At 57.3% G+C, this 25,775-nt stretch carries 23 protein-coding genes; 15 read left to right on the forward strand and 8 right to left on the reverse strand.

Annotation, left to right across the window (positions count from 1 at the left end; genetic code table 11):
* Positions 1-96: 96 nt before the first annotated feature.
* The 3 genes from AC2FGC_RS02675 to AC2FGC_RS02685 all read left to right on the forward strand — a co-directional run bounded on the left by AC2FGC_RS02675 (position 97) and on the right by AC2FGC_RS02685 (position 4,798).
* Entirely contained in the window at positions 97-1,143 is a 1,047-nt protein-coding gene (locus AC2FGC_RS02675; RefSeq protein ID WP_496704324.1) for an ABC transporter permease, read from the forward strand.
* A 12-nt stretch (positions 1,144-1,155) separates the two neighbouring features.
* Complete coding sequence (locus AC2FGC_RS02680) at positions 1,156-2,619, forward strand: ABC transporter permease (RefSeq protein ID WP_496722469.1); 1,464 nt, start codon at positions 1,156-1,158, stop codon at positions 2,617-2,619.
* A 91-nt stretch (positions 2,620-2,710) separates the two neighbouring features.
* The gene (locus AC2FGC_RS02685) at positions 2,711-4,798 is read left to right on the forward strand and encodes a dipeptide ABC transporter ATP-binding protein (protein ID WP_496722466.1); all 2,088 of its coding nucleotides are present in this window, start codon (positions 2,711-2,713) and stop codon (positions 4,796-4,798) included.
* Between the two features lie 62 nt (positions 4,799-4,860).
* Here the strand turns inward: AC2FGC_RS02685 and AC2FGC_RS02690 are convergent, their stop codons facing one another.
* On the reverse strand, positions 4,861-5,442 hold the full coding sequence (locus AC2FGC_RS02690) for a lytic transglycosylase domain-containing protein (protein WP_496722463.1): 582 nt from the start codon (positions 5,440-5,442) through the stop codon (positions 4,861-4,863).
* 207 nt (positions 5,443-5,649) lie between these two features.
* Between AC2FGC_RS02690 and ssb the strand changes: the two genes are divergently transcribed.
* Both ssb and AC2FGC_RS02700 read left to right on the forward strand, forming a co-directional pair.
* A complete protein-coding gene (ssb, locus tag AC2FGC_RS02695; RefSeq protein WP_496722461.1) occupies positions 5,650-6,156 on the forward strand; it encodes a single-stranded DNA-binding protein in 507 nt (168 codons plus the stop codon).
* An 18-nt stretch (positions 6,157-6,174) separates the two neighbouring features.
* Positions 6,175-7,245: a site-2 protease family protein gene (locus tag AC2FGC_RS02700; protein WP_496722458.1), complete on the forward strand. Its 1,071-nt coding sequence runs from the start codon at positions 6,175-6,177 to the stop codon at positions 7,243-7,245.
* On the opposite strand, the gene aroB is transcribed toward AC2FGC_RS02700, so the two are convergent.
* Both aroB and AC2FGC_RS02710 read right to left on the reverse strand, forming a co-directional pair.
* On the reverse strand, positions 7,246-8,358 hold the full coding sequence (aroB, locus tag AC2FGC_RS02705) for a 3-dehydroquinate synthase (protein WP_496722456.1): 1,113 nt from the start codon (positions 8,356-8,358) through the stop codon (positions 7,246-7,248).
* The gene (locus AC2FGC_RS02710; protein WP_496722454.1) at positions 8,359-8,946 is read right to left on the reverse strand and encodes a shikimate kinase; all 588 of its coding nucleotides are present in this window, start codon (positions 8,944-8,946) and stop codon (positions 8,359-8,361) included. It lies immediately after the preceding gene.
* A gap of 79 nt (positions 8,947-9,025) precedes the next feature.
* Between AC2FGC_RS02710 and AC2FGC_RS02715 the strand changes: the two genes are divergently transcribed.
* The 9 genes from AC2FGC_RS02715 (at position 9,026) to AC2FGC_RS02755 (ending at position 20,693) form a co-directional block, all read left to right on the forward strand.
* Complete coding sequence (locus AC2FGC_RS02715; RefSeq protein WP_170557697.1) at positions 9,026-9,175, forward strand: hypothetical protein; 150 nt, start codon at positions 9,026-9,028, stop codon at positions 9,173-9,175.
* Entirely contained in the window at positions 9,165-10,688 is a 1,524-nt protein-coding gene (locus AC2FGC_RS02720) for a hypothetical protein (RefSeq protein ID WP_496722452.1), read from the forward strand. The genes AC2FGC_RS02715 and AC2FGC_RS02720 overlap by 11 nt, the downstream gene beginning before the upstream one ends.
* A 2-nt stretch (positions 10,689-10,690) precedes the next feature.
* Positions 10,691-11,644, forward strand: coding sequence for a site-specific tyrosine recombinase XerD (locus tag AC2FGC_RS02725; RefSeq protein ID WP_496722449.1), 954 nt, complete (start codon positions 10,691-10,693; stop codon positions 11,642-11,644).
* Positions 11,645-11,707: 63 nt separating this feature from the next.
* On the forward strand, positions 11,708-13,018 hold the full coding sequence (locus AC2FGC_RS02730) for an HlyC/CorC family transporter (RefSeq protein WP_496722447.1): 1,311 nt from the start codon (positions 11,708-11,710) through the stop codon (positions 13,016-13,018).
* Positions 13,019-13,221: 203 nt separating this feature from the next.
* The gene (locus AC2FGC_RS02735) at positions 13,222-15,639 is read left to right on the forward strand and encodes a GcvT family protein (RefSeq protein WP_496781384.1); all 2,418 of its coding nucleotides are present in this window, start codon (positions 13,222-13,224) and stop codon (positions 15,637-15,639) included.
* Positions 15,640-15,670: 31 nt separating this feature from the next.
* The gene (locus AC2FGC_RS02740; RefSeq protein ID WP_496722443.1) at positions 15,671-16,270 is read left to right on the forward strand and encodes a nucleotidyltransferase family protein; all 600 of its coding nucleotides are present in this window, start codon (positions 15,671-15,673) and stop codon (positions 16,268-16,270) included.
* A gap of 755 nt (positions 16,271-17,025) precedes the next feature.
* A complete protein-coding gene (locus tag AC2FGC_RS02745) occupies positions 17,026-18,468 on the forward strand; it encodes a Do family serine endopeptidase (RefSeq protein WP_496722440.1) in 1,443 nt (480 codons plus the stop codon).
* A 181-nt stretch (positions 18,469-18,649) separates the two neighbouring features.
* Positions 18,650-19,330, forward strand: a complete 681-nt coding sequence (locus AC2FGC_RS02750; RefSeq protein WP_058273791.1) for a response regulator transcription factor — start codon at positions 18,650-18,652, stop codon at positions 19,328-19,330.
* On the forward strand, positions 19,323-20,693 hold the full coding sequence (locus AC2FGC_RS02755) for a sensor histidine kinase (RefSeq protein WP_496781385.1): 1,371 nt from the start codon (positions 19,323-19,325) through the stop codon (positions 20,691-20,693). Before AC2FGC_RS02750 ends, AC2FGC_RS02755 begins: the two co-directional genes overlap by 8 nt.
* Here AC2FGC_RS02755 and AC2FGC_RS02760 read toward each other — a convergent pair.
* The 3 genes from AC2FGC_RS02760 to AC2FGC_RS02770 are packed head-to-tail and all read right to left on the reverse strand — an operon-like array spanning position 20,690 to position 23,427.
* Positions 20,690-21,157: a CYTH domain-containing protein gene (locus AC2FGC_RS02760; protein ID WP_496781386.1), complete on the reverse strand. Its 468-nt coding sequence runs from the start codon at positions 21,155-21,157 to the stop codon at positions 20,690-20,692. The two genes, AC2FGC_RS02755 and AC2FGC_RS02760, sit on opposite strands and share 4 nt — an antisense overlap.
* Positions 21,154-21,909: a ParA family protein gene (locus AC2FGC_RS02765; RefSeq protein WP_496722432.1), complete on the reverse strand. Its 756-nt coding sequence runs from the start codon at positions 21,907-21,909 to the stop codon at positions 21,154-21,156. Before AC2FGC_RS02765 ends, AC2FGC_RS02760 begins: the two co-directional genes overlap by 4 nt.
* A 3-nt stretch (positions 21,910-21,912) precedes the next feature.
* Positions 21,913-23,427: a CHAD domain-containing protein gene (locus AC2FGC_RS02770; protein ID WP_496722430.1), complete on the reverse strand. Its 1,515-nt coding sequence runs from the start codon at positions 23,425-23,427 to the stop codon at positions 21,913-21,915.
* Between the two features lie 162 nt (positions 23,428-23,589).
* On the opposite strand from AC2FGC_RS02770, the gene AC2FGC_RS02775 reads away from it, so the two are divergent.
* A complete protein-coding gene (locus tag AC2FGC_RS02775) occupies positions 23,590-23,937 on the forward strand; it encodes a TfoX/Sxy family protein (RefSeq protein WP_496722428.1) in 348 nt (115 codons plus the stop codon).
* Positions 23,938-23,994: 57 nt separating this feature from the next.
* Here the strand turns inward: AC2FGC_RS02775 and ndk are convergent, their stop codons facing one another.
* Positions 23,995-24,417: a nucleoside-diphosphate kinase gene (gene ndk, locus AC2FGC_RS02780; protein WP_496722426.1), complete on the reverse strand. Its 423-nt coding sequence runs from the start codon at positions 24,415-24,417 to the stop codon at positions 23,995-23,997.
* Between the two features lie 114 nt (positions 24,418-24,531).
* Positions 24,532-25,734, reverse strand: a complete 1,203-nt coding sequence (locus AC2FGC_RS02785) for a multidrug effflux MFS transporter (protein WP_496722424.1) — start codon at positions 25,732-25,734, stop codon at positions 24,532-24,534.
* Positions 25,735-25,775 lie beyond the last annotated feature (41 nt).

Genomic DNA, 25,775 nt, shown 5'->3' on the forward strand with positions numbered 1-25,775 from the left:
CCCTTTCCAGCCGCAGACAGGCCGACGCGGGGTCGGATGTCCGAGGCCAGACAATGGTCCAATGATCTGCGGAACACCCGAACAACAGGGGCCATCATGGGACTATTCATCCTCCGACGGTTCGGCGTCATGCTACTCACTGCATTGTGCCTGACTTTCGTGGTCTTTTTTCTGACCAACCTCTACCCGAACCTGGAAAAGCTTGCGAAAACGCAGGGCAACCAGCGGATGTCCGACGAACAGGTTGAGACCTGGTTGGACAATCGCGGCTATCTGCAACCCACTCTCGTCAAGTACGGTCAATGGCTGGGCGTTCTCCCTGGCTTTTCCAAGACACTTGACGACGGAACGTTCCTTGGAACGTGTACCCGCCCGGGATCGACCGAGGAAACGACTCCCAGATATTGCGGCGTATTGCAGGGTGACTGGGGTTACTCAACCGTTTTCAAGGATGATGTCGGCAAAATCGTCGGCATACGTCTCGGCAATACCGGCTATCTTATGTTCTGGGTTCTGGTTCTGATGGTGCCATCTGCGCTGCTGGTGGGTGTGTTGGCCGGGATGCGCGAAGGATCAGCATTGGACCGGTCCCTGTCCACATTCTCGATCATTACCACGGCGACACCGGAATATGTGTCGGGCGTGATCTTCATCGCGATCTTCACCTCGTCGACCGTCGGCCTGAAATGGTTCAAGGGCACGGCGACGTCGGCGATGGACAACCCAACCTTCGAGAACTTCTTCCTGCCGGTACTGACCATCTCACTGTACGGGATGGGCTATATCGCCCGGATGACCCGCGCGTCGATGACCGAGGTCATGACGGCGCAGTACATCCGAACCGCGCGGCTTAAAGGTGTTTCCTTTGGCAACATCGTTATGAAGCACGCGCTGCGAAACGCGCTGATCGCGCCCTTTACCGTCATCATGCTGCAGTTCCCATGGCTGCTGAATGGCGTGGTGATTGTTGAAACCCTGTTCAACTACAAAGGTTTCGGTTGGGCACTGGTACAGGCTGCAGGCAACAACGACATTCAGCTCTTGCTGGCGATTTCGGTCGTGTCGGTCTTTGTCGTGCTGGTGACGCAGCTGATCTCCGATATCGGCTATGTCTACCTCAACCCGCGCATCCGTATTTCTTAAGGGAGATAGATCATGGAACCTCTAAGCTGGACCGGCTCTATCGCCATTCTGAACCCTATCCTGATGATCGCGCTTGCCGCGTTGATCGTATCAATCGTCGTTTGGATTATCGGAAGCATTGTGCTGCCCGAATCCCCGATGAGCGTGAATATCGACGGCACCATAAGCGGCGGCAACGGGCTACGTGGGCTAACACAAAAGGCTCTGAGATACAGCTTTTCCGCCTGTGTCGCGCTTGCCTTGGCCTACATCGTGCTTGGCATCCTCATGGGGACCAGTGCCGGTATAATCGGAGCGATCTCGCAGCAGTTTCTTCCTGTGTGGTTATCGCTGATCATCCTGTTTGCAATGTCGATTGCCTTCAAACGTCGCCTCGGCCTTTACGGCAAACTGTTCGACAGCCCCATCGGCATGATCGGTTTTGGCCTTGTGATGTTCTGGGTCTTCACCGGCATCTTCGGTGCGCTGGATCTGATCATCACTCATGACCCGTTGGTTCAGGTATCGGGCATGAAGAACAAAGTGCCGGGAACACCACTGCCAAGTCCCGAAGAAGGTGAGTATGCCTGGTACCTTCTGGGCGGCGACAACCTTGCCCGCGACGTCTTTAGCCGAATGGTCAAAGGTGCTTGGATCGTGGTTCAGATCGCTCCGCTTGCGACCATGTTCGCATTTATGGTCGGGATCACTCTTGGTCTACCAGCCGGGTACTATGGCGGACGTCTGGACACGTTCCTGTCCTTCCTTGCCAATCTGATCCTGGCTTTCCCGGTCATCCTGCTGTTCTACTTGCTGGTCACGCCGGAAATCGTGGCGACAGGTGTGCCGAACTATATGGCGGCCGTTTTGTTCGTGTTCCCGATACTGTTTATCGGCGTTCTGCTAAACTCGCGGTATTATACCCGCCCGAATTTCCGCACTCCGCTATTGATCGGGGTTCTGGGTATCGCACTGTGGTTGTATCTGTCGCTGATTTCGACCGGTGGTTACGTCATCAACACGGATGACTACAGCATTTGGGGTCTGCCGACCTATCTGGACCTGTTCGATATCCCAGGCGGTATCCTTGTGGTGTTTGTGTCGGTGGTCTTCGTGAACTCGCCTACGGTTTTCCGCATCGTGCGCGGTCTCGCGCTGGACATCAAAACACGGGATTACGTGGCGGCGGCACAGACCCGTGGCGAAGGCCCTTGGTACATCATGCTGTGGGAGATCCTGCCCAATGCACGTGGCCCGCTGATCGTCGATTTCTGTCTGCGTATCGGCTATACCACGATCCTGTTGGGAACCTTGGGTTTCTTCGGATTGGGACTGCCTCCGGAAAGCCCCGATTGGGGCTCTACGATCAATGAAGGGCGCAAGCTACTTTCTATCTATCTGCACCCTGCCCTTCCGCCTGCCTTTGCCTTGCTGTCGCTGGTTCTTGGTTTGAACCTGCTTGCGGATGGACTGCGCGAAGAAAGCCTGAAGGACTGATGTGAGAGCGATCGGGGGCTTTGCCCCCGGACCCCCAGGATGTTTTTAGCCAGATGAAGGGGATCCCCGGACTCTCGCGAGGAGATACAAGATGAACAAATTGGCGGAATATGACGGCCCGATTCTTGAGATCGACAAACTTTCGATTTCTTTCTTCACCCGCCTTCGGGAAATTCCCGCCGTGATGGATTTTTCGGTCAGCGTACAGCCCGGCGAGGCTGTTGGACTGGTCGGAGAATCCGGTTGCGGCAAGTCCACTGTGGCACTTGGGGTCATGCAGGACCTCGGCAAGAACGGGCGGGTTGTAGGCGGTTCGATCAAGTTCAAAGGCCGCGATCTGGCCGAGATGAGCGCGGATGAATTGCGCGATATCCGCGGCAATGAGATCGCGATGATCTATCAGGAACCGATGGCCTCGCTGAACCCGGCGATGAAGATCGGCAAGCAATTGATGGAAGTGCCGATGATCCACGAGGGAGTCGGCAAGGAAGAGGCCCATGCCCGCGCATTGGAAGTGGTAACGGACGTACGCCTCCCCGACCCCGAGCGGATGCTGAACTCGTTCCCCCATCAGCTGTCAGGGGGGCAGCAGCAGCGTATCGTGATCGCGATGGCGCTGATGTCGAAGCCGGCGCTGTTGATTCTGGATGAACCGACAACCGCACTGGATGTGACGGTAGAGGCCGCCGTAGTCGAGCTGGTCAGGGATTTGGGTAAGAAATACGGCACCTCGATGCTGTTCATCTCGCACAACCTTGGTCTGGTTCTGGAAACCTGTGACCGGCTTTGCGTGATGTATTCGGGTGAGGCGGTTGAGCGCGGCTCGATACACGATGTGTTCGACGAGATGCAGCACCCCTATACGCAGGCGCTGTTCCGCTCGATCCCGTTGCCGGGGGCAGACAAGAACGCCCGCCCATTGGTGGCTATTCCGGGGAACTTCCCCCTGCCCCACGAACGCCCGTCAGGCTGTAACTTTGGCCCGCGCTGCGACTATTTCGAAGAAGGCCGCTGCGACGCGCAGAACATTCTGATGGAGCCTGTGCCCGGCAATGACCGCCACCACACACGCTGTTTGAAGTACAAGGAGATTGACTGGAACGCCCCGATCACTTTGGCCGACAAGAAAGAAAAAGGTGAAATCGGTCGCGTTGTCCTGAAAATGGACAACCTCAAGAAATACTATGAGGTAGCCGCCAATGCGTTGTTCGGGGGCGGTGAGAAGAAGGTAGTCAAAGCCAACGAAACGCTAAGCTTTGAGGCGCATGAGTCTGAGACGCTGGCGATTGTAGGCGAATCTGGGTGCGGTAAATCCACCTTTGCCAAAGTGTTGATGGGGCTTGAAACAGCCACAGATGGGCAAATCCTTCTGGACAACCGCAACATCGAAGATGTGCCCATCGAAGAACGTGACGCCAAAACCGTGGGCGAAGTTCAAATGGTGTTCCAGAACCCGTTTGACACTCTGAACCCCTCGATGACCGTTGGGCGGCAGATCATCCGCGCGCTGGAAATTTTTGGCATCGGCAATTCCGAGGCTGAGCGAAAACAACGCATGCTGGAATTGTTGGACCTGGTGAAGCTGCCGCGCGCCTTTGCCGATCGGATGCCGCGTCAGTTGTCCGGTGGACAGAAACAGCGCGTCGGTATCGCGCGCGCCTTTGCAGGCGATGCGCGGATCGTAGTTGCGGACGAACCTGTGTCGGCATTGGATGTGTCTGTGCAGGCGGCGGTGACCGACCTGTTGATGGAGATTCAGCGCGAACACAAGACAACCTTGCTGTTCATCAGTCACGACCTGTCGATTGTGCGCTATCTCAGCGACCGGGTGATGGTGATGTATCTGGGCCATGTGGTCGAGCTGGGGACCACCGACCAGGTGTTTTCGCCGCCCTATCACCCCTATACCGAAGCGTTGCTGAGTGCTGTTCCCATCGCGGATACGTCGGTTGAAAAAGCGCATATCGTTCTGGATGGTGATATCCCCTCGGCCATGAACCCGCCCCCGGGGTGCCCTTTCCAGACGCGCTGTCGCTGGAAATCCGAAGTGCCGGGCGGACTGTGCGAGAAAGATGTGCCGCCGGTGAAAACCCTTTCGGACGGGCATCAGGTCAAGTGCCATCTTTCCGAAGAGGTTCTGGCCCGCATGGAGCCGGTCATCAAAATCGCGGCCGAGTAACAGCCCAAACGCAAAGAACCGGCCACAGCGCCGGTTCTTTTCTGACTTGGGTTGGTAGTTTTTCAGCCGCCCCAGATCACTTTCACATAGTTCTGGGTTTCTTTGTAAGGTGGCACGCCGCCGTGCTTTTCCACGGCTTTCGGACCGGCGTTATAAGCCGCCAGCGCCAGCCGCCAGGATTTGAACTTGCGATACTGCCACGACAAATAACGGGCCCCGCCTTCCAGATTTTGCTTCGGATCATGCGGGTTCACACCTAAAAGGCGCGCGGTTCCAGGCATCAGCTGCGCCAGACCCAGTGCTCCTTTGTGAGACACCGCGTGCGGGTTCCATCCGCTTTCCTGTTGCACCAGTCGCAAGAACAACTCTTCCGGGACACTGTGTTTCCGGGCTGCTTGCCGCGCCAGCGCCAGGTATTGGCCGCGATATTTACCATTATACCGCTTGATGACCTGAGATGGCTGCGCGGTCTTTGGCTTCAGCCGTTCAGAATCGCGGTATTGAGTGGCTGCGCGCGAGTCCAGAATCTTGGATTGTTTGAGGAAGATGTCCTTGCGGCTTTTGGTGGACAGGGTGTCCGCTGCTGCCGGACCCGAAACCAGCGCAAGGCACAGAACAGAAAAACAACCAACTTGAAAACGCATTTATGCCAATCCCGCTCGCTCTCGAACCCGAATGAGTATAGGTATTTCAGGCAAGAATAAAAGCTTGGTAAACAGAACCTGCGTAGTTTCTTGCCAACCGTTGCACACATCAACTGTGTTTTAACCATGACGCAGGCCGTATAGGGTCGCGTAGCAACTTCGCGTCAGATTCGGGCGCGCTCGACACAGACAAGAACGGGGAAATATATGGCAGGTTCAGTCAACAAGGTCATTCTGGTCGGAAATCTTGGCCGCGATCCTGAAGTTAGGAATTTCCAAAACGGGGGCAAAGTATGCAACCTGCGCATCGCCACATCCGAAACCTGGAAAGACCGCAATACTGGCGAGCGTCGTGAGCGCACCGAGTGGCACTCGGTCGCGATCTTCAACGAAGGGCTTGTCCGCGTGGCGGAGCAATATCTGCGCAAAGGCTCGAAGGTCTATCTCGAAGGGCAATTGCAGACCCGCAAATGGCAGGACCAATCTGGGCAGGACCGTTACTCGACTGAGGTTGTTCTTCAGGGGTTCGGTTCGACCCTTGTGATGCTGGATGCACGCGGTGAAGGCGGAGGCAGTTACGGCGGCGGACAGTCAGGCAGCTATGGCGGCGGTCAGGCGGGCGGCGGCTATGGCGACCCTTATGGCGGACAGTCCAGCGCCCCTGCCCCTGCACCTGCATCCGGCGGAATCGACGACGACGAGATTCCGTTCTAAGACAAACGGAGACGCAACATGACATGGTCCTTCTCTCTCGGCCGAATACTGGGGTCGGAACTGAGGGTCCATGTCACCTTTTTTCTGCTACTGGGCTGGGTCGCCTTTGCGGCCTATTCCCAAGGCGGGGTGCCCGCCGCGATCGACAACCTGATCTTTGTTCTGGCTCTGTTTGCCTGCGTTGTCGCGCACGAGTTCGGCCACGCGCTGATGGCGCGGCGCTACGGCATCAAAACCCCTGACATCACCTTGCTGCCTATCGGCGGGCTCGCCCGGCTAGAACGGATGCCCGAGAAGCCCATGGAAGAAGTCTGGGTCGCTCTGGCCGGGCCGGCGGTAAATATTGTGATCTGGATCGTTTTGATGGCCATGGGGGCCGGAATGACGCTGGATTCCCTGGCCCGGATCGATTCGACCAGTGCCGGGCTGTTGAACCGGCTGGCCTATGTGAACTTGCTGCTGGCCGTATTTAACATGATCCCGGCCTTCCCCATGGATGGCGGCCGGGTATTCCGCGCGCTTTTGTGTCTGAAGATGGACCGGGTAAAAGCCACACGTATCGCCGCCCTTGCGGGTCAGGTCGTGGCGGTGGCGTTTGGTTTTCTTGGGTTGAGCACTGGTAACCCCCTGCTGGTTTTGATCGCCGTCTTCGTGTTCGTCGCGGCCAATGCCGAAAGCCACGATGTGGCCATGCGCTCGGTCGCGCGGCGGGTGCTGGCCCGCGACGCTATGATTACCGAGTTTCACTCCCTATCGCCCAACGACACGCTTGCAACCGCCGCACAGGCCGTCATTCACACCACGCAACACGAGTTCCCCGTGTTGGGTTCGAATGGAGACTTGCTTGGTTTTATTGCGCGCGGCACGCTGTTTACTGCCATGGCGCAAGAGGCACCTCGGTCCGATCTGGCAACTTCAATCATGGAAACCGAGATCCCGCGTGTTGAATTGACCACCGGCTTGGAAACCGTGCTGGAAAAGCTACACAAGGGTGCTCCCGCCGTCGCAGTTTGCACGCAGGCCGGCGCAATGGTTGGCTACATCACCCGCGAAAACATCGGAGAATTGATGGTGATCCGCGGACGCTGATCAGACCGTCGCCAATGCGTCTTCCAGCACGGACAATACAGCGTCCCTTGGGACGTCCGAAGTTACGAACGCCTGCCCGATCCCGCGGGCCAGAATAAACCGAAGCTGGCCATCGATGACCTTTTTGTCCTGCGCCATCAGATCAACCAGTGCCGCGGCACCCGGCAGATCTCCGGGAATGTCGGCCAGATCGGTTTTCATTCCCATTGCACGCAAGTGCGCCCGAACACGGCTTGGCTCCTCCTGTGAGCACAGCCCAAGACGTGAGGACAGCTCAAACGCCAGCGCACAGCCGATGGCTACGCCTTCACCGTGCAGCAGACGATCCGAATACCCGGTTGCCGCTTCGAGCGCGTGACAGAAAGTGTGCCCAAGGTTCAGCAGCGCACGGTCGCCCTGCTCTGTCTCATCGCGGGCTACGATGTCGGCTTTCATCTGAACCGAGCGTGTCACCGCCCGCACGCGCGCGGCCATATCGCCAACCGAAACGTCGGGACCGTTAGCTTCGAGCCATTCAAAGAACGCAGCATCGCCCAGCAGGCCGTATTTGACGACCTCGCCATAACCCGACAGGAAATCCCGCTGTGTCATGGTGCCCAGAACCAAAGTGTCCGCCAGAACCAGAGACGGCTGATGGAATGCCCCAATCAGGTTCTTGCCCTGTGGTGCGTTGATCCCGGTTTTTCCGCCAACAGAACTGTCCACCTGCGCCAGCAAAGAGGTCGGTATCTGGACGAAACGGACACCGCGCCGCAAAACGGCCGCGGCAAATCCCGCAAGATCTCCAATGACCCCGCCACCCAAGGCAATGACCACATCGCGGCGTTCGACTTTTTCCGACAAAAGCCATTCAACCGCGCGCTCGAAATGCGGCCAGCTTTTTGTGGCTTCGCCCGCGGGCAAGGCCAGCGAGGTCATCTCAATACCAGCAGTTGCCAGACCATCCCGCAACGCATTCAGGTGCAACCCGGCCACGTTCTCATCCGTCAGAACGGCGACCTTGGGCCGGTGCAATAAGGGTGCAATCATTGTGCCGGATTGTGCCAGCAGGTCGGGCCCGATTTCCACGTCATACGAGCGTTCGCCCAGCTCTACATGTACGGTTTGGTGCATTTACTTCCGTTCCAATACGTCGGGGCGCGTCAACATCGACTCCACCACCCGGTCCACCATATTTTCAATCGAGGTTTCGCCATCGGATTCAACCGTCAGCCCTGCCTGCGCATAAACCGGAACGCGGGCTTCGTACAAGTCGCGCAAGGTCGCATAAGGGTCAGCCGTGCGCAGCAAAGGCCGCGTGTCCTTGTGTTTGACCCTGTTCCATAACACCTTCAAATCAGCCCGCAGCCAGACCGAGACCCCGCGTTCGGTGATCATCTGGCGATTCAGCTCAGACAGAAACGCGCCGCCGCCAGTTGACAGGATGCCTTTTTCCTCGTCCAGCAGGCGCCCAATGACCTGACTTTCCTTGGCACGAAAGAACGGCTCACCGTCACGCTCGAAAATCTCGGGGATGGTCATATTGGCGGCCGATTCGATCTCGGCGTCACTGTCTAGGAACGGAACGCCCAACCTTGCGGCCAATGCACGGCCTACAGCCGTCTTTCCGGCCCCCATCATGCCAACAAGAACGACGGTTTTGTGCAGTTCAAAGACCGCATCAGTACCTTCTGTGTGGGCGTTATGCTTAATTTCGCTCATTTCAACGTGAATGACGTGATCTTACGAAAAATGCCAGCTATAACTATGGCAAAAGACAAAATTGGGGCAGCGTTGAGCAATGGGCCGTCTGATCAAGTTCCTGATATATATTGTTTGCCTGTGTTTTGTCGGGCTGGTGGGATATGCGTATCTGGGTCCGATATTCGGGGTGGATTTCTCGGCCCCGCAAGACGAGATCCGAGAGCCGGTAATCCTGAATGTTGAATAAAGCCGCACTGGCTGCCTTATTGCTGGCCGGTTCAGCGCAGGCGCAACAGGCTCCTCTTTCCGTCATCGATTGGCTGACGGACCCTCCGGAAAACCTGCCAGGGACTGTCCTGTTGGAACCACCGGTCACGGAGACGGGCATTCAGCCGGATATCCAAGTCTCTCCGCTTGAGGCACTGTCACAGCCGTTGGGGCTTGTGTCGTCGTCGGTGACTGGCCTGCCGGTGCACCTTTGGCAGAATAGTGATGCCGACCGGCTGGCTGAGCTGATCACCGATGTGCCGGTTCGCTATAACCCCGCCATGCAGCGGTTGTTGTTTACGCTGATCCTGTCCGAGGCCCGCGCACCTGCCAGTTCCGGCGCCGAGGAAACGCTACTATTGGCCCGCATCGACCGATTGATGCAACTTGGCGCAGCCGACCCGGCGCAATCGCTGGTCCAATTGGCCGGTCCGACCGACACACGCGAAAGGTTCCAGCGCTGGTTTGACGCCACCCTGCTCACCGGGGACGAGGATCGCAGCTGTACGTCGCTGATCGCGAAGCCACACCTGTCTCAGGACTACGCCGCACAGATTTTCTGCAAGGCGCGGCGCGGAGACTGGCCATCAGCCGCCCTCACACTGGAAGCGGCGCACGCATTGCAGATATTGCCACCAGATGAGCTGGATGTGCTGGATCGCTTTCTCAGCCCCGAGTTGTTTGAAGAAGCCGAATACCTTCCGCAACCAGATGATCCCAGCCCACTGACCTTTCGCCTGTTTGAGGCGATCGGAGAACGCCTGCCATCGGCCCCTCTGCCCCGTGCCTTTGCAAATGCCGACCTGCGGGACGTAGCCGGGTGGAAAGCGCAGATCGAAGCGGCTGAGCGGCTGACCCGCATCGGCGCGCTGACCCCCAACCAATTGCTGGGGCTGTATACCGAGCGCTCTCCAGCCGCGTCCGGCGCAGTTTGGGACAGGGTCTCGGCCGTGCAACGGTTCGAGTCTGCGCTGGATTCACGCGATCCCGAGAAAATCGCTCGGGCTTTGAAGACCGTGTGGGCGCAAATGCGCCTGATCGGATTAGAGGTACCCTTTGCAGAATTGTTCGCAGAACGCCTGTCGCAGATAGAGCTGACGGACCCGTCGGCGGAACAGCTGCGCTGGCGTATCCTGCTGTTGTCTGAACTGTATGAAACGGCGGCCCTTTCTGTGCCCGGTCAATCCGACGAAAATCACTTTCTGGCGGCGTTAGCGCAAGGAGATCCGGGGCGCGCGCGCTCTCCTTCGCCTCTGGCGGATGCGGTTGCGCAAGGGTTTGCATGGGCTGCTCCGGTCCCGCCGAATATCGAAACGATGCTAAACAATGATCAGCTGGGGGAAGCGATCTTGGAGACCATGCAGCGGTTCGCGCATGGGTCGCGCGGCAACCTTGTCGACCTGACAGCGGCTATCGCGACTTTGCGCCGTGTGGGTCTTGAGGACACCGCCCGCCGCGCCGCACTGAACTTGCTGATCCTGCAGGACCGCTGATCGTGGCGGCCCCGGCGACGCAGGACTTGTGGATTTCCACCTTTTTACAAGCTCAGGCCGCTGAATTGGGCGCTGCGACCAACACGCTGCTGGCCTATGGCCGCGATCTGAAAGAATTCTCGGCCTGGTTGGAACGTCGAAAAACGGGTTTTCCTGACACACAGAGAGAACAGATTGAGCAATACCTGATTGATTGCGACGCACAGGGCCTGTCCCGTTCCACGCGCGCACGTCGGTTGTCCGCGATCAAGCAACTGTTCCGGTTCGCCTTCGAAGAAGGTTGGCTTGAAGCTAACCCCGCCATTCAGATCAAAGGCCCCGGTCGACAAAAACGCCTGCCCAAAACGCTGGATGTCGCTGAAGTCGATCGTTTGCTTGAGGCCGCGCGCCGCACCGGCCGCAAAGATGCAGACCGGGTGCGCAACACTTGCCTGATGGAGGTTCTGTACGCCACGGGAATGCGGGTGACCGAATTGGTTTCGCTGCCAGTCTCCTCGGCCCGGGGTGACCCCCGGATGCTGCTAGTGCTGGGCAAAGGTGGCAAGGAACGGATGGTACCACTGTCGCCTCCGGCGCGCGATGCGTTGGCGGCGTGGTTGCTTATCAGGGACGAGGCCGAGGACAAGCAGGTTGCAGACGGTGCTCAGCGTTCCAAGTTCCTGTTTCCGTCTCGCGGTAAATCCGGCTATCTGACCCGGCACAGGTTTTTCCTGCTGGTCAAGGAACTGGCCGTAGAAGGCGGCGTTTCGCCGGAAAAAGTGACGCCACACACCCTGCGCCATGCCTTTGCCACGCATCTTCTGGCGAATGGCGCCGATTTGAGGTCGATCCAGACCCTGCTGGGCCATGCCGACGTGGCGACCACGGAAATCTATACCCATGTCCTGGACGAACGCCTGTCAGAGCTTGTGTTGCAACATCACCCGCTGGCGAAAGACGGCGATGACGACGGCTAACCCCTTGATCCACAGCATGCGCACCCCCATAACGGATGCAGTATCACGAACAACCAAGGACCGATGGAACCCTCTTCTGCTTCTCTGATCGACGGCGCATTCTGGTTTACCACAGGCGCCATTCTACTTTTGCTTGTCCTATCGGGCTTTTTCTCGGGTTCTGAAACGGCATTGACCGCCTCGTCGCGCGGAAAACTGCGTGCGCAGGCCGACAAAGGGTCGCGCGGTGCGCAGAAGGCCCTGGACATCACTGACGATAACGAACGACTGATCGGTTCGGTCCTGTTGGGCAACAACCTTGTCAACATCCTTGCCGCATCGCTTGCGACTGCGCTTTTCACACGGCTGTTCGGTGAAAGCGGCGTTGCGTTGGCAACGCTTGTAATGACCCTTCTAGTCCTGATCTTTGCCGAGGTTCTGCCCAAAACCTACGCGATCACCAATTCGGAAAAGGCCGCCGCTGCCGTGGCACCGATCATCGGCGTCGTCGTGACGGTGTTTTCACCCATCGTTGCAGCCGTGCGTTTGCTGGTCCGTGGTGTTCTGCGCCTGTTTGGCGTCCAGATCGACCCGGACAGCAACATTCTGGCCGTGCGCGAGGAAATCGCCGGTGCGTTGCAGCTTGGTCATTCCGAAGGCGTGGTCGAAAAGGAAGACCGCGACCGTATCCTTGGCGCGCTGGATCTGGGCGATCGTACGGTTGAAGAGATCATGTTGCACCGCTCGAATATTGAGATGATCGATGCAGACGCTTCGCCCGAGGCCATCCTTCAGCAATGTCTGAAAAGCAGCCACACCCGCCTGCCCGTGTTTCGCGACGAACAGGAAAACATCGTTGGTGTCGTCCACGCCAAGGACCTGTTCCGCGCGATGTACGCCCATGCCGGCGGCAGTGAGAACGCTGATAACCGACTGAAAGAATTCGACATCCTCAAGGTCGCGAACGACCCCTATTTTGTTCCGGAAACCACCACTCTGGACGATCAGATGCGCGAATTCCTTCGGATGCACAGCCACTTTGCACTGGTAGTGGATGAATATGGCTCGCTGCGCGGGCTGATCACGCTTGAGGATATCCTCGAGGAAATCGTGGGCGAGATCGCGGACGAGTTCGACATCGACGAAGACGTATCCGTGACCCGAACCGAAGATGGGCAGTTTCTGGTCGAAGGGGCCACCACGATCCGCGACGCCAACCGCGCGATGGATTGGTCCTTGCCTGACGATGAGGCAAATACCATCGCCGGTCTGGTCATTCACGAAGCGCAAATGATCCCAACCGTCGGTCAGGTCTTTTCCTTTCACGGCTTCCGCTTTGAGGTGACAAAACGTCAAGGCAACCGGATCACCGAACTGAAAGTTCGACCTCTCTGAGAACAACCCAAAAAACTGCAAGAATCCACCGGCGCTCTGATCCGAGCGCCGGTTTTCTTTTGGACAACCACCGTATCCTTCCTGTTTGGGGTCGCCAGCAGGTGCTGAACCCGGATCGCCTTCCGCGACACTTTCTGTCGCTGAAGCTATTGCAAAGGCAGCTTTCCTATTGAGACTGACGGCATAGCCATCAGGAGACGTGCATGAAACTCACAACCCAAGTTGCAGTCATCGGCGGCGGAGTCGTTGGATGTTCCGTACTCTATCACCTGACCAAGCTGGGGTGGACGGACGTGATGCTGTTGGAACGCTCCGAGCTGACCAGCGGGTCGACCTGGCACGCAGCGGGTGGGTTTCACACCCTGAACGGCGACACCAACATGGCGGCGCTGCAGGGGTATACGATCCGGCTGTATAAAGAGCTGGAAGAGATTACCGGCATGTCCTGCGGTCTGCATCATGTGGGCGGAGTGACGCTGGCAGATAATCAGGATCGGTTCGACATGTTGCTGGCAGAACGCGCCAAGCATCGGTTCATGGGGTTGGAGACGGAAATCGTTGGTCCGGATGAGATCAAAAAGATCGCTCCTATCACCGCCACCGACGGGATCATCGGTGCGCTTTATGATCCGCTGGACGGTCATCTGGATCCGTCGGGGACCACCCATGCCTATGCCAAAGCGGCCCGGATGGGAGGCGCTACGATCGAAACGCACTGCATGGTACGCGAGACCATCCAACGCACCGATGGGACATGGGATGTGGTTACCGACAAGGGTACGATCCATGCCGAACACATCGTCAATGCCGGTGGCCTTTGGGCGCGCGAGGTTGGCGCGATGGCAGGCGTCTATTTCCCCCTGCACCCGATGGAACACCAATATCTGGTGACAGACTCGATCCCTCAGATCGAAGCGATCATCGATGCTGGCGGCGAGCATCCGCATGTGATGGATCCCGCCGGAGAAAGCTATCTGCGGCAGGAAGGGCGCGGGCTGTGTATTGGGTTCTATGAACAACCCTGCAAACCCTGGGCTGTCGATGGCACACCGTGGGAGTTCGGCCACGAACTGCTGCCCGACGATTATGACAAGATCACCGACAGCATCGAATTTGCCTACAAACGCTTCCCCGTTCTGGCCGAGGCTGGTGTCAAATCGGTGATCCATGGACCGTTTACCTTTGCGCCCGATGGCAACCCGCTCGTCGGGCCGGTGCCGGGCATGCGCAACTATTGGTCCGCCTGTGGCGTGATGGCGGGTTTCAGTCAGGGCGGCGGGGTTGGCCTAACGTTGGCGCAATGGATGATCGAAGGAGAGCCTGAGCGCGATGTGTTCGCCATGGATGTCGCCCGCTTCGGCGACTGGATCGGGCCTGGCTATACGCGCCCGAAGGTGATCGAGAACTATCAGAAACGCTTTAGTGTCGCCTACCCCAACGAAGAACTGCCTGCCGCGCGTCCGAACCGGACCACCCCGATGTACGATATCTTCAGCGATCTGGGCGCGGTTTGGGGTCAGCAATACGGGCTAGAGGTTGCGAACTATTTTGCGCAAGGCGATGAGCCGGGCTATGAAACGCCCTCGTTCCGACGCTCGGATGCGTTCGAGGCAACCGGGCGCGAGGTGCGAGCTGTTCGCAACAGCGTAGGCATCAATGAAGTCCACAATTTCGGCAAGTACCGCATCACTGGTCCCGGCGCACGAGTTTGGCTGGATCGGGTCATGGCCGGACGAATTCCAAATCCGGGGCGGTTGTCCCTGACGCCGATGCTGTCGCATAAGGGCAAGCTGATCGGGGACTTCACTGTCTCTTGCCTGAACGAGACCGAATTCCAGTTGACTGCTTCATATGGCAGTCAGGCCTTTCACATGCGTTGGTTCCTGCAACATCAGGAAGACGGCGTTTCCATTGAAAATGTTTCCGACCGATTGAACGGGTTCCAGATCGCAGGCCCAAATGCCGTAGAAGTGCTGGCGGCATGCACCCGCACGAACATTTCTGACCTCAGGTTCCTTGATGTTCGCCGCATGACCATCGGCATGACCGACTGCACCGTTCAAAGGGTCAGCTACACAGGCGATCTGGGGTACGAAATCTACTGTGATCCGATGGCCCAACGGCAATTGTGGTGGACCCTTTGGCAGGCCGGTCAGCCCCACGACATGGTGCCATTTGGCATGCGCGCGATGATGAGCCTGCGGTTGGACAAGTTCTTTGGGTCTTGGATGAGCGAGTTCTCACCCGACTACTCTGCCGCGGAAACCGGGCTGGATCGCTTTATTGCCTTCACGAAGAACACCGGCTTTATCGGTCGCGCCGCAGCCGAGCTTGAACGCTCCGAGGGGACCGCGCGCCAGCTAGTCTCGTTCGAAGTGGATGCAGACGACGCCGACGTGAATGCCTATGAGCCGATCTGGCTGGATGGTGCGGTCGTCGGATTCTGCACCTCGGGCGGGTATTCACACTATGCCGGGAAATCCATCGCCATGGGCTTCCTGCCCTCGGACCGTATACGCGACGAATTAGAGGTCGAGATTGAGATACTGGGCCAGATGCGCAAGGCGCGCGCGATCTCAACCCCACTGTTCGATGCGGACGGTGCACGCATGCGGGGATGACAAAAGATGGCCATGGCGGCTATGTGATTGCATGAGAGATATTCCCATCATTCTTCTGGCCGCCGGACAATCCCGCCGCATGGCTGGCACGGACAAGCTGATGCAAAACGTCGATGGCATGCCCCTGCTACGGCGATCCGCACAAACAGCGTTGCAGGTAGGCCCGGTGATCGTTGCGTTACCGCCTGCCCCGCATCCTCGCCAGGACGCCTTGAAAGGTATGGATGTTGTTGCAGTTGAAATACCCGACGCTGATGAGGGCATGAACGCCAGTTTGCGCGGTGCTCTTGCGCATGTGCCCGCCGATGCCAGGGCTGTCATGGTTTTACTGGCAGATTTGCCGGAAATCACAGTTGGTGACCTGAAGCAGGTCGCAGAGTCTATCCAAGAATATCCAAATTGCTTGATCTGGCGTGGGGCGACAGCCACAGGAAAGCCCGGCCATCCGGTTGTGTTTGCTCGTCCGCTGTTCAGAGAGCTCAGGCAACTTACAGGCGATGAGGGCGCGCAGTCCGTTGTGCAGGCGCATAAGAATGCAGTGCATCTTCAACCATTGCCCGGCCAAAACGCCCTGTTGGATTTAGACACGCCCGAGGATTGGGCGCGCTGGCGGGCCAGGCGGGCCACATAGCCAGCCTGCCAAAATAGAAACGGCCTGGTCGATACCGACCAGGCCGTTTGCCCAAAACAGGACTACCACTTTTCACCAATCCTGAAAACGCTGCCAAAAATGCCTATGGCACCCTGGCTATTCCGCCGCTGAACCTAAACAAGACCCCCTCGTTAACATGCCGCTCAGCGTTTCCAGTGACTGTGACAAGCCGTTGGCACCCCCTAGTGCCGTCGGCTCCCCCTTCGCTTGGGCAAGATCATCGTCACCCAAACGGTGCTTCCAAACAATGTAAAATTGGAAAGAACGGTTAATTTTTGGCGTCTCGGAATGGTTTTTGCGCAACATCCCGCCGAGGCGAAATCTACCTATAGAAGATCAATGAACTGACCATTTTGGTCCAAACCTGACGTTATGCATATTCTTTATTAGTAATATATAAAAGTTATTGGGTGCATATGTACTTAATTTGCTCAGGTTGCAGCAACGCACCACAACCAAGAGGTGAGCGGATTTTCGCCAAGGCTTTCCAGTGATCCTTTGTTACCAAAACTGAATCAATTCAGGTTAAATCAGGGTTTGACTTTCAAATTGGCAACAATCGCTGATTCGTGACAAGCGATTCGCCATTATCTCGGCAAACCGTCCGCATACGACGACCTGTTTGTGGCGAAATTAAGATTTCTTAATCCTCAACACAGGAAACTCACAGGTTGATGCCTCATCTCCTCGGTTAACGCGCGGCTGCAATCGCGTGAAATAAACAGGAGACAAAAATGAGCATCCGTAAATCCTCACTGCTTTTGCCACGTGCAACAGGCCTCGTTGGCGCATCCGCGCTTGGCGCCGCGCTGCTGGCCACGACCGCCCTGCCCTCGCTGGCAGACGAAGCCCTGGCTGATCTGGTTGAAAGCGTGTCCCCCTCGGTGGTGACCATCATTGCCGAACAGGACATTGTGCCCGTGCAAGCACCGGGACAGGGACAGAATTTTGATTTGGAAGACCACCCCTTTGGAGAGTTCTTCAAACGCTTCGGAGCGCCTGAGGGCTTTCAGGCACCGCAGCGTGGACTATCGCAAGGCTTGGGATCGGGGTTTGTACTCGACGAAGCCGGGTACATCATCACCAACCACCACGTTGTCGACAATGCCTCGACCGTGACCGTCCGTCTGAGCGACGACCGTAGTTTCGAAGCCGAAATCGTGGGCACCGACCCGCTGACTGACATCGCCGTTCTGAAGATCAACGCCAGCGAGTCGCTGCAAGCCGTTGAGATCGGGGACAGCGACGTTATCCGCGTGGGTGAGGACGTCGTGGCCATCGGCAACCCGTTTGGCCTGCATTCGACCGTGACCACGGGCATCGTTTCGGCCAAAGGCCGCAATATCTCGGCCGGGCCCTACGCTGAATTCATTCAGACCGATGCGGCCATCAACAAGGGCAACTCGGGCGGTCCACTGTTCAACATGGAAGGCGAAGTGATCGGCGTGAACTCGGCCATCTACTCGCCCACCGGCGGTTCCGTTGGTCTGGGCTTTGCCGTGACCTCGAACATCGTTGAACATATCGCCGCCGATCTGCGTGACGATGGTCAGGTCAGCCGCGGCTGGCTTGGTGTTTCAATCCAGAATGTCAGCCCAGAGATCGCGGCGGCCATGGGGATCGATGCCTCGACCGGCGCACTTGTGTCAGATGTCGTCGCGGGCAGCCCCGCAGAGGGCGTGTTGGAGCAAGGTGACGTTATCCTGACCTTCAACGATGAAGCCGTCGATTCCAGCAGCGACCTGCCGATCCTTGTCGGCACGACCAAAGTCGGTACCGACAGTGTCATGACCGTTCTGCGTGATGGAAAAGAGCAACAGATCGAGTTGACAATCGGACAGCATCAAAGCGCCTCGGCCGAGATCGACAAATCGGTGGACGAAGGTATCTCGGGCACCGCGTTGGGCGTGACCGTCGCACCGCTGACCGACAGCAACCGCGCACAAATGGGCGTAGCTGAGAATGTCGATGGTGTGGTCGTCACTGATCTGAAGCCCGACAGCCCTGCCGCCAAGGCCGGTCTGCAACGCGGCGACGTGATCGTAAAACTGGGCGGTCAGGAAACCGCCTCACCCGACGCGCTGAAGGCTGCGCTGGACAGCGAAAAGACTGACCCTGCACTGGTGCTGATCAACCGGGGCGGAAACCAGATCTTCGTGGCGGTGGAAATCGCCTGACCCGAAGTCCGCGTGCGCCATTTGATGGGGATTTCTGGCGTGCGCCTCCTCGGCGGATTGAATTGTCCGCATTCCGCCGGGACTGCCGGGTGCGCTGCAACGCACCCGGCACGTAGTTTACGCAAATCATGTGCTTTTCAGGAAATTTGTGTTTAAATCCCGATAGAAAGGAACCCGAAACATGAGCCGCCGCCTGCTGATCGTCGAAGATGACGAGGACACTCGTGAGTTCATCGCCAAGGGCTTTGGCGAAGAAGGCTATGTGGTCGAGCAGGCCGCAGATGGCCGCGAGGGTCTGTACCACGCCACGGATGGTGGGTTTGACGCCATCGTGCTGGACCGGATGCTTCCCGGTCTTGATGGCCTTTCGCTGATCCGATCCTTAAGGGCGGCTGGAGTCAAGACCCCTACCCTGATGCTGACCGCAATGAGCGCGGTTGACGAAAGGGTTAAGGGGTTGCGGTCGGGTGCGGATGATTATCTGGTCAAACCATTTTCGTTTCAGGAACTCCACGCGCGGATCGAAGCCCTATTGCGGCGCCCGCAGGAATCTGAGGAAACCGCGACGCTGACCTGCCGCGACCTGGAAATGGACTTACTGACACGCAAAGTCACCCGCGATGGACAAGAGATTTCCCTGACCCCGCGTGAGTTCCAGATCCTTGAATTCTTCCTGCGCCGCAAGAACCGCGTCGTATCGCGCACCATGCTGCTGGAAGGTGTCTGGGATTACCATTTTGACCCAAATACCAACGTGGTCGACGTCCATATCTCAAAACTGCGCCGCCAGTTGGATGAAGGCGACAGGCCGCCGTTGATTGAAACGGTTCGAGGTGCGGGTTACATGATATCCGATGGATAACCTGCGACTTTCGTTCAATAATTCTCGCACCCGCCTCGTTCTAGCCAGCATGGTTCTTAGCACATTGCTGACGGCCATCGTGCTGGGGCTTGTATACTTCACCGCCAATCGCAGTATCGAGGGCGAGACCCGTTCAGTGGTATCCGCCGAATTAACCGGTCTGGCCGATGAATATGAACGGCGCGGCCTATTCGGGCTGTTGCAAGCCATTGAACGCAGGATTCCAACCGCGTCCGAACGGGATGCTTTGTATCTTTTGACTGACCGGTTCGGTGTAAAGCTGGCTGGCAACCTCAAGCACTGGCCTGCGGACGTCACGGCAGGCAGTGGCTGGGTCGACCTAGAACTACGCCGCGCCGATAACGACCAGTTGGTCCCGATCTCGGCCGCCTCGGTCCGCTTGCCGGGCGGCGAACGCCTGCTAGTAGGTCGTGATGCCCTTGCACGGCAGCAATTTGACAGGGCGCTGTTGCGCGCGGTTGGCTTGGCGCTTGCAATTGCACTGGCGCTAAGCCTTTTGACCGGCTGGCTTTTCACGCGGCTGGTGTTCACTCGCCTGTCCGAGTTTGCTGGAACAGCGGAAAACATCGTGTCAGGTGATCTGTCCCGCCGCATGCCTTTGCGCGGAACCGGGGACGAGCTGGATCAAGTGGCCGGAACCCTGAACAGCATGTTGGACCGGATTGAGGAACTGATCAGCAATCTGCGCACAACCTCGAATTCAATCGCCCATGACCTGCGATCCCCGCTGTCCCGCCTGCGTCAAAGGGTCGAGTCACTGTCTGACCCATCCAAAAGCGATCTGGACCGCGACGTCGACGTGGCACGCGCGACAGCGGAAATCGACCACGTGCTGCGCGTTCTTGGGCAGTTGACCGAAATTTCTCGCGCCGAGGCCGGTGTCGGGCGGGAACAGTTCGAACCCGTGGACTTGCAGCAACTGATCGGTGACGTCGTCGAGTTGTACGAACCAGTTGCCGCCGATCAGGGCATCTCGCTTGAGGTCGTCGGCACCGCCCACACTGTTCAGGGGCACCGCCCGCTTCTGTCTCAAGCGCTGTCAAATCTTCTGGAAAATGCCATGCGTTATGCCCCGGAAAAGACGGCAATCACGATCACCCTGTCAGAAAGCGGTCCCTACACCTGCCTGAGCGTGCGTGACCGGGGCCCTGGTGTCCCTGAAGAGGATTTGCCACGTTTGCAGGTGCCGTTTGTGACGCTCGATCCCGCAAGGACCGAGCGCAACTCAGGCCTGGGTCTGGCGCTGGTGGCGGCGATTTCTCACATGCATCAGGGCGCATTCGAGGCGCGCAAATGCGAACCTGGCCTTGAGGCAACAATCAAACTGGCGCGTAAGCCCTAGATTGGCACACCATTGATCGCCATCATCTTGTTTTTGTAACGTTTATCTGCCGTCACATCTGTTCCGAACCAGTCGGGCGGCGTGTATGCCTGCGCCTCGGCCTCTGTATCGAACTCCACCTCGACCAGCCGCAGCGGCGCGAGGCTTCCCAGAAAGATGTCCAGCTCAAACACCCGACCGTCTAGCATTTTTCCGGTATAGCGTTCTTTCTCAACCCGACGTCCTTCGGTTTCCGGCCAGAAGGTTTCGAATTGCTCGGCCGTGATCTCGGCCTCGCGTTCCACCCGCACCAAGGAGCCCGCTCCTTTGAGCGTCAAAAAATACCTGTCATTCTTTTGCCGCAGACGCAATTCCGTGGAATCGTCCAGTGCAGTCAGATAACCTTGGCGGACGACGGCCTTATCAGCGCCGCTCAGGTCGGGCCGATCCGCCACCAGAAACTTGCGTTCAATTTCGGTGCTCATCGCTTTGACACCACTCCGTTTTCCATCTCATCGTACAGCTTTTGATATGCCAGGCTGGCGGCGCTGCGCGGGGCGAATTCACTGACCGGCGCACGGTTCTGCCCCATCCGTTCGATATCCGCCGCAAACGGGATTGAGCTGTGCAGGAACCGCTTTCGATAAAGCTTTCGCATCGCATCCATCGTCTCAAGGTGCAGGGTCTTGCGCTGTTGCACCATGGAAAAGAATGCTGTCAGCTTTTTCTTCGACAACTTGTTGGTATCGAAAAAACCGACCAACTGATCGAAAGACCGCTCAGACAGCGTCGTCGGGATGACCGGAATCACGATCAGATCTGCGGCTTTGAAGATGTTTTCCGAAAGGGTCGAAAAGTTGGGCGGGCAATCCAGAATGATCACCTCATAATCGCTGCCCGCCGAGATCAGCGCTTTTTTCAGCCTGGATCGTTTGTTCCGCATCCGCGACAGGAAGACGTCAAAATCCCGGAAGGTCATGTTTGCTGGCAGCACGTCCAGCCCTTCGAAATCGCTGGCTCGAATGGACTTGGTAAAGCGCGCGACATCGTCAAAAAACCGTGCATCTGTCAGCTTTTTGGACGGCTTGACGCGCAGATAAAACCCAGACGCCCCTTGCGGATCCAGGTCGCATAGCAAAACCTTGTGCCCTGCTGCTGCGTAGGCATGCGCCAGATTGACCGAGGTGGCGGTTTTACCCACACCGCCCTTGTTGCTGTAACAGGCAATGATCTTCACTCTTCAGCCCTCCTTTTGATGAAACAAACTGCGGAACAGGTGCCGGATGTCCGGGCTGTCGAAGTGCTTGAAATTTGCAATGACTCGGTCGCGTTCTGCCTTTTGGAGTTGATCCAGAACAGAAATCAGCCCGCCCACGGACAAGGCCAACTGCGCATCAGCGCGGCCTTGCATATTGGTGTGCTGTTTAACAAAGCTCAGAAGCGCCTCTTGTTGGACCGAGAAATCATTGAATAGACCCAAATTATCCTGCAGCCTTTTCAATGGCTTGATGATCGTTTTAAATGCCTTTTCAACGAACAAAGGGGCAAAGAACTCCATAAGATAACGCAGTTTTTTGCAGTCGATCCGCAACTTATGAACATCTTCATCAGGCGTGTCCGAGGTGATACGTCGCGCCAGTTTGCAGGTTTTGCGATATCGCTTCCAGATCAGCGCGCGCGCATATTCATAGGCAGGCCGATCTGCATTTGGGCCAGGCTGCAGGTTTGTCGGATCAGCAAATAGCTCGGTCAACTTTTTCATCTGATTGTCATAGCTCTGCGTCCGAAAGCGCCGGGACAGACGGCCAAGTGCCTGGCTGCGTTCCTTTTCGAATTGCGCAAACATGGTCACGGCACCTTCATGAAGGTTCGGCGGTATAAGATTGAAGTAACTGTCTTTTTCCAACAGATAGACATCCAAATCCCGAACGCGACTAGTGGGTTCCATCAAACCGGAAAACTCGCGCTTTAGTGCAGCGGTTTGTTCGGGCGAAAACACACCCTTGAACAGGCTGATCACAGATCGCACGCGGCGCAGAGAAACGCGGTAGTCATGCAGAAATTCAGTATCGATATCATCGATCACGCCAGCCTCATTTTGGCGCGCGACCGCCAGATAGGTGCGAATGATGTTGGTGGCGACTTCAATTGATGGTTCTTGTTTACTAACGCGGATTTCGGGCTTGGCCCTGTATATGGTCGCGTCGGGAAACAACCAGTCGAACAATGGCTTCGCCTTGCTTTTGCCAGCCTCCAACTTAGTCAGCTTTTCACAAACAGTCCTATACGCCCGGTCATATCCGCGCATGTGTTGAACGGTTACAACTGTTACCTGCCCCTGATCCGAGGACATCAACATCATCGTGCCGCGCACTTGCGTCTTTTGCAGGTCACCCAGAATGGCAAACGAGCGGTGTTTGGCCCTGCCCGCCCCGACGCTCATCAACGCGCGCAACTTGGGAAAGCCCGCTAGACCTGCCTTGACGGGTCCGACAGGCAATTCCTGCACGAACTTGCCCTTACCCTTGCACCACTGGGTTACGGCTCGGGCACCGTGCAAAAGGATCAAAGACTCATCGGTCTCGATCAAAACTTTGGCAGATGCCCTGAGGGATTGGTCATGACAATCCAGAATATCAAAATTTCCAGCAGGTTCAGCGGCCTCAAACCGCAATGCCAGTTCTTTTAAAGATTTGGTAAAACCCGCCTCATCGAATGCTCCCGGGATAACAAAACAGTTTTTGACCCGAGCCATTAAGAGCGTCCCTTTCACCGAGGATCCAGTACGTGATCATGAATTCATATTCCTGCGATCCGATCAACGACTAACTCCGTTGATCAACAGCAATGACCAGAACATCTGATTCTGCTCGAACAACCGAATGACTCTGTCCGGACATTTGGCTAAGACGGGGGTATGTCTGATCCTGTTTCATCGATCCGCAATCTCGGCCCGGCTTTTGAGCAATCCTGCGCACGCGCAGGCATTCATTCTGCGCAGGAATTGCGCGATTTGGGGGCGGATGAGGCCTACGCACGGCTATTACAGGCGGGAACCCGGCCGCATTTCATTGGATACTACGTGCTGGTGATGGGATTACAGGGGCGCGCCTGGAACGACTGCAAGGGCGAGGAAAAGAAGGCGCTGCGCGAAAAGTTCGACGCGATAAAAACCAGCGTCAGCACCGCCCCGGAAACCCAGATGATTTCTGATCTGGATGCGATAGGTATACGCGTTGCGCCGAAAGATCTTAAACAGGTCTGAAACGAAAAAGGCCGCACCCCCAATGGGATACGGCCCTGAACTTCGTCTGACGGCGGATTAGCCGACCAGTTCGATGCCCGAGAAGAAGTACGCGATTTCAACGGCAGCAGTTTCAGGCGCGTCCGAACCGTGGACCGAGTTTTCGCCAACCGATTCAGCGAACTCGGCGCGGATGGTGCCGGGTGCTGCGTCTGCGGGGTTGGTTGCGCCCATGACTTCGCGGTTCTTTGCAATGGCGCCTTCGCCTTCCAGAACCTGAACGACAACCGGCTCGGAGGACATGAATTCGCACAGTTCGTCATAGAACGGACGCTCGGCATGCACGTCGTAGAACTTGCCAGCCTGAGCTTTGGTCATGTGAATGCGCTTTTGCGCAACGATGCGCAGGCCAGCGTCTTCGAACTTGGCGTTGATCTTGCCAGTCAGGTTGCGACGGGTTGCATCAGGTTTGATGATCGAGAATGTGCGTTCCAGTGCCATATCGGCCTCTCCTTACTATATGGCGCGAGGTACGCGCCGAAATCCATCGCGCGCCGCCTAACACGGTATGTGCCTCATGAAAAGTGGAATGATTGCGCCAATGGGTCTTGGCGATCAGATTGTGTCCGGCAAGGGCTCTGACGCGTCGATCCGGCGAACGTAAAGCACCGCAAGCAATCCGACAAAGCTGCTGGCGAACATCATGCCCAACACCAGATAGGGCCCATTTTCGGGGCTAACAAATGCGCCGGTCATCAAGGTCAGAATGGCTCCCAACGCCACGATCAGCGCACCAGAAAGCCCCGCGGCGCTGCCCGCCAGATTGGGTCGCACGGACATTACGCCGGCCGAGGCGTTGGCATTCGTCAGCCCGTTACCGAAGCCCACGCAAATTGCCGAGCCGAAAAACACCCAGACCGAGCCCAGACCTGCTGTGAACAGCAGCAACCCGCAGAAAGGGCCAATCGAGGCAACGACCCGACCGATCAGGATCATCGTCGTCAGCTTCGTGTGTGCTGCTATGCGCCCGGTAATGAAATTGCCCACCATGAAGCCGCCGGTAATAATTCCGATCCCCAGACCCAGCATGGCAGGGCTCAGGTCGAACCAGACCGCGGCGACCAATGGCGCACCGGTGATAAAGCTGAAGAACCCGCCGATCGAGAACGCGGCACACAGCGCGTAACCCCAGAACCTACGCGCGCGAAACAGGTGCGGGTATTCCTTTAGCTGAGCCGAGAATGTTGCGGATCGGTTCGCATTTGTCTCACCCATGTCCGCCCACAAGAGCACCAGCATCCCCGCCCCCAGGACCGAGTACAAAATGAACCCGGCTCGCCAACCGAACAGCATATCCAGTGCGCCGCCCAGCATTGGGCCTAGCATCGGTGCCAAAGCCATTGCCATCGCAACATAGCCCAGTTTGCTGGCGGCCTCGTTCGGGGCATAGAGATCCCTGATCGAGGCGCTGGACAGCACGGGTCCGGCCACCACCGCTGCTTGAAGCAGACGGAAACCGAGGAATATCCAGATCGACTCGGCCAATACGCAGCCAACGGAGGCCACTGTGAAAAATACCATACAAATCAACAGGATCGGTCTGCGACCATATCGGTCGGACAACGGCCCCATGATCAATTGCAACACGGCGGACACCGCCAGATACCCGGCGACTGACAAGTTAATCAGTCCGTAGTCGACCTGAAAGCCCTCGGCCATCCTCGCAAGCGACGGCAGGAACATGTTCAACGACAGCACCGACAACGCCGTAGCGAAGATCAAAGTGACCAAAGAAGGAGGCGTCTGAGCCGCGCGCATGATGAAAACCGTCGAGTAATGCCAACCGGATCAGCGCTAAC

This window comes from Ruegeria sp. CDSC054, assembly GCF_059610645.1.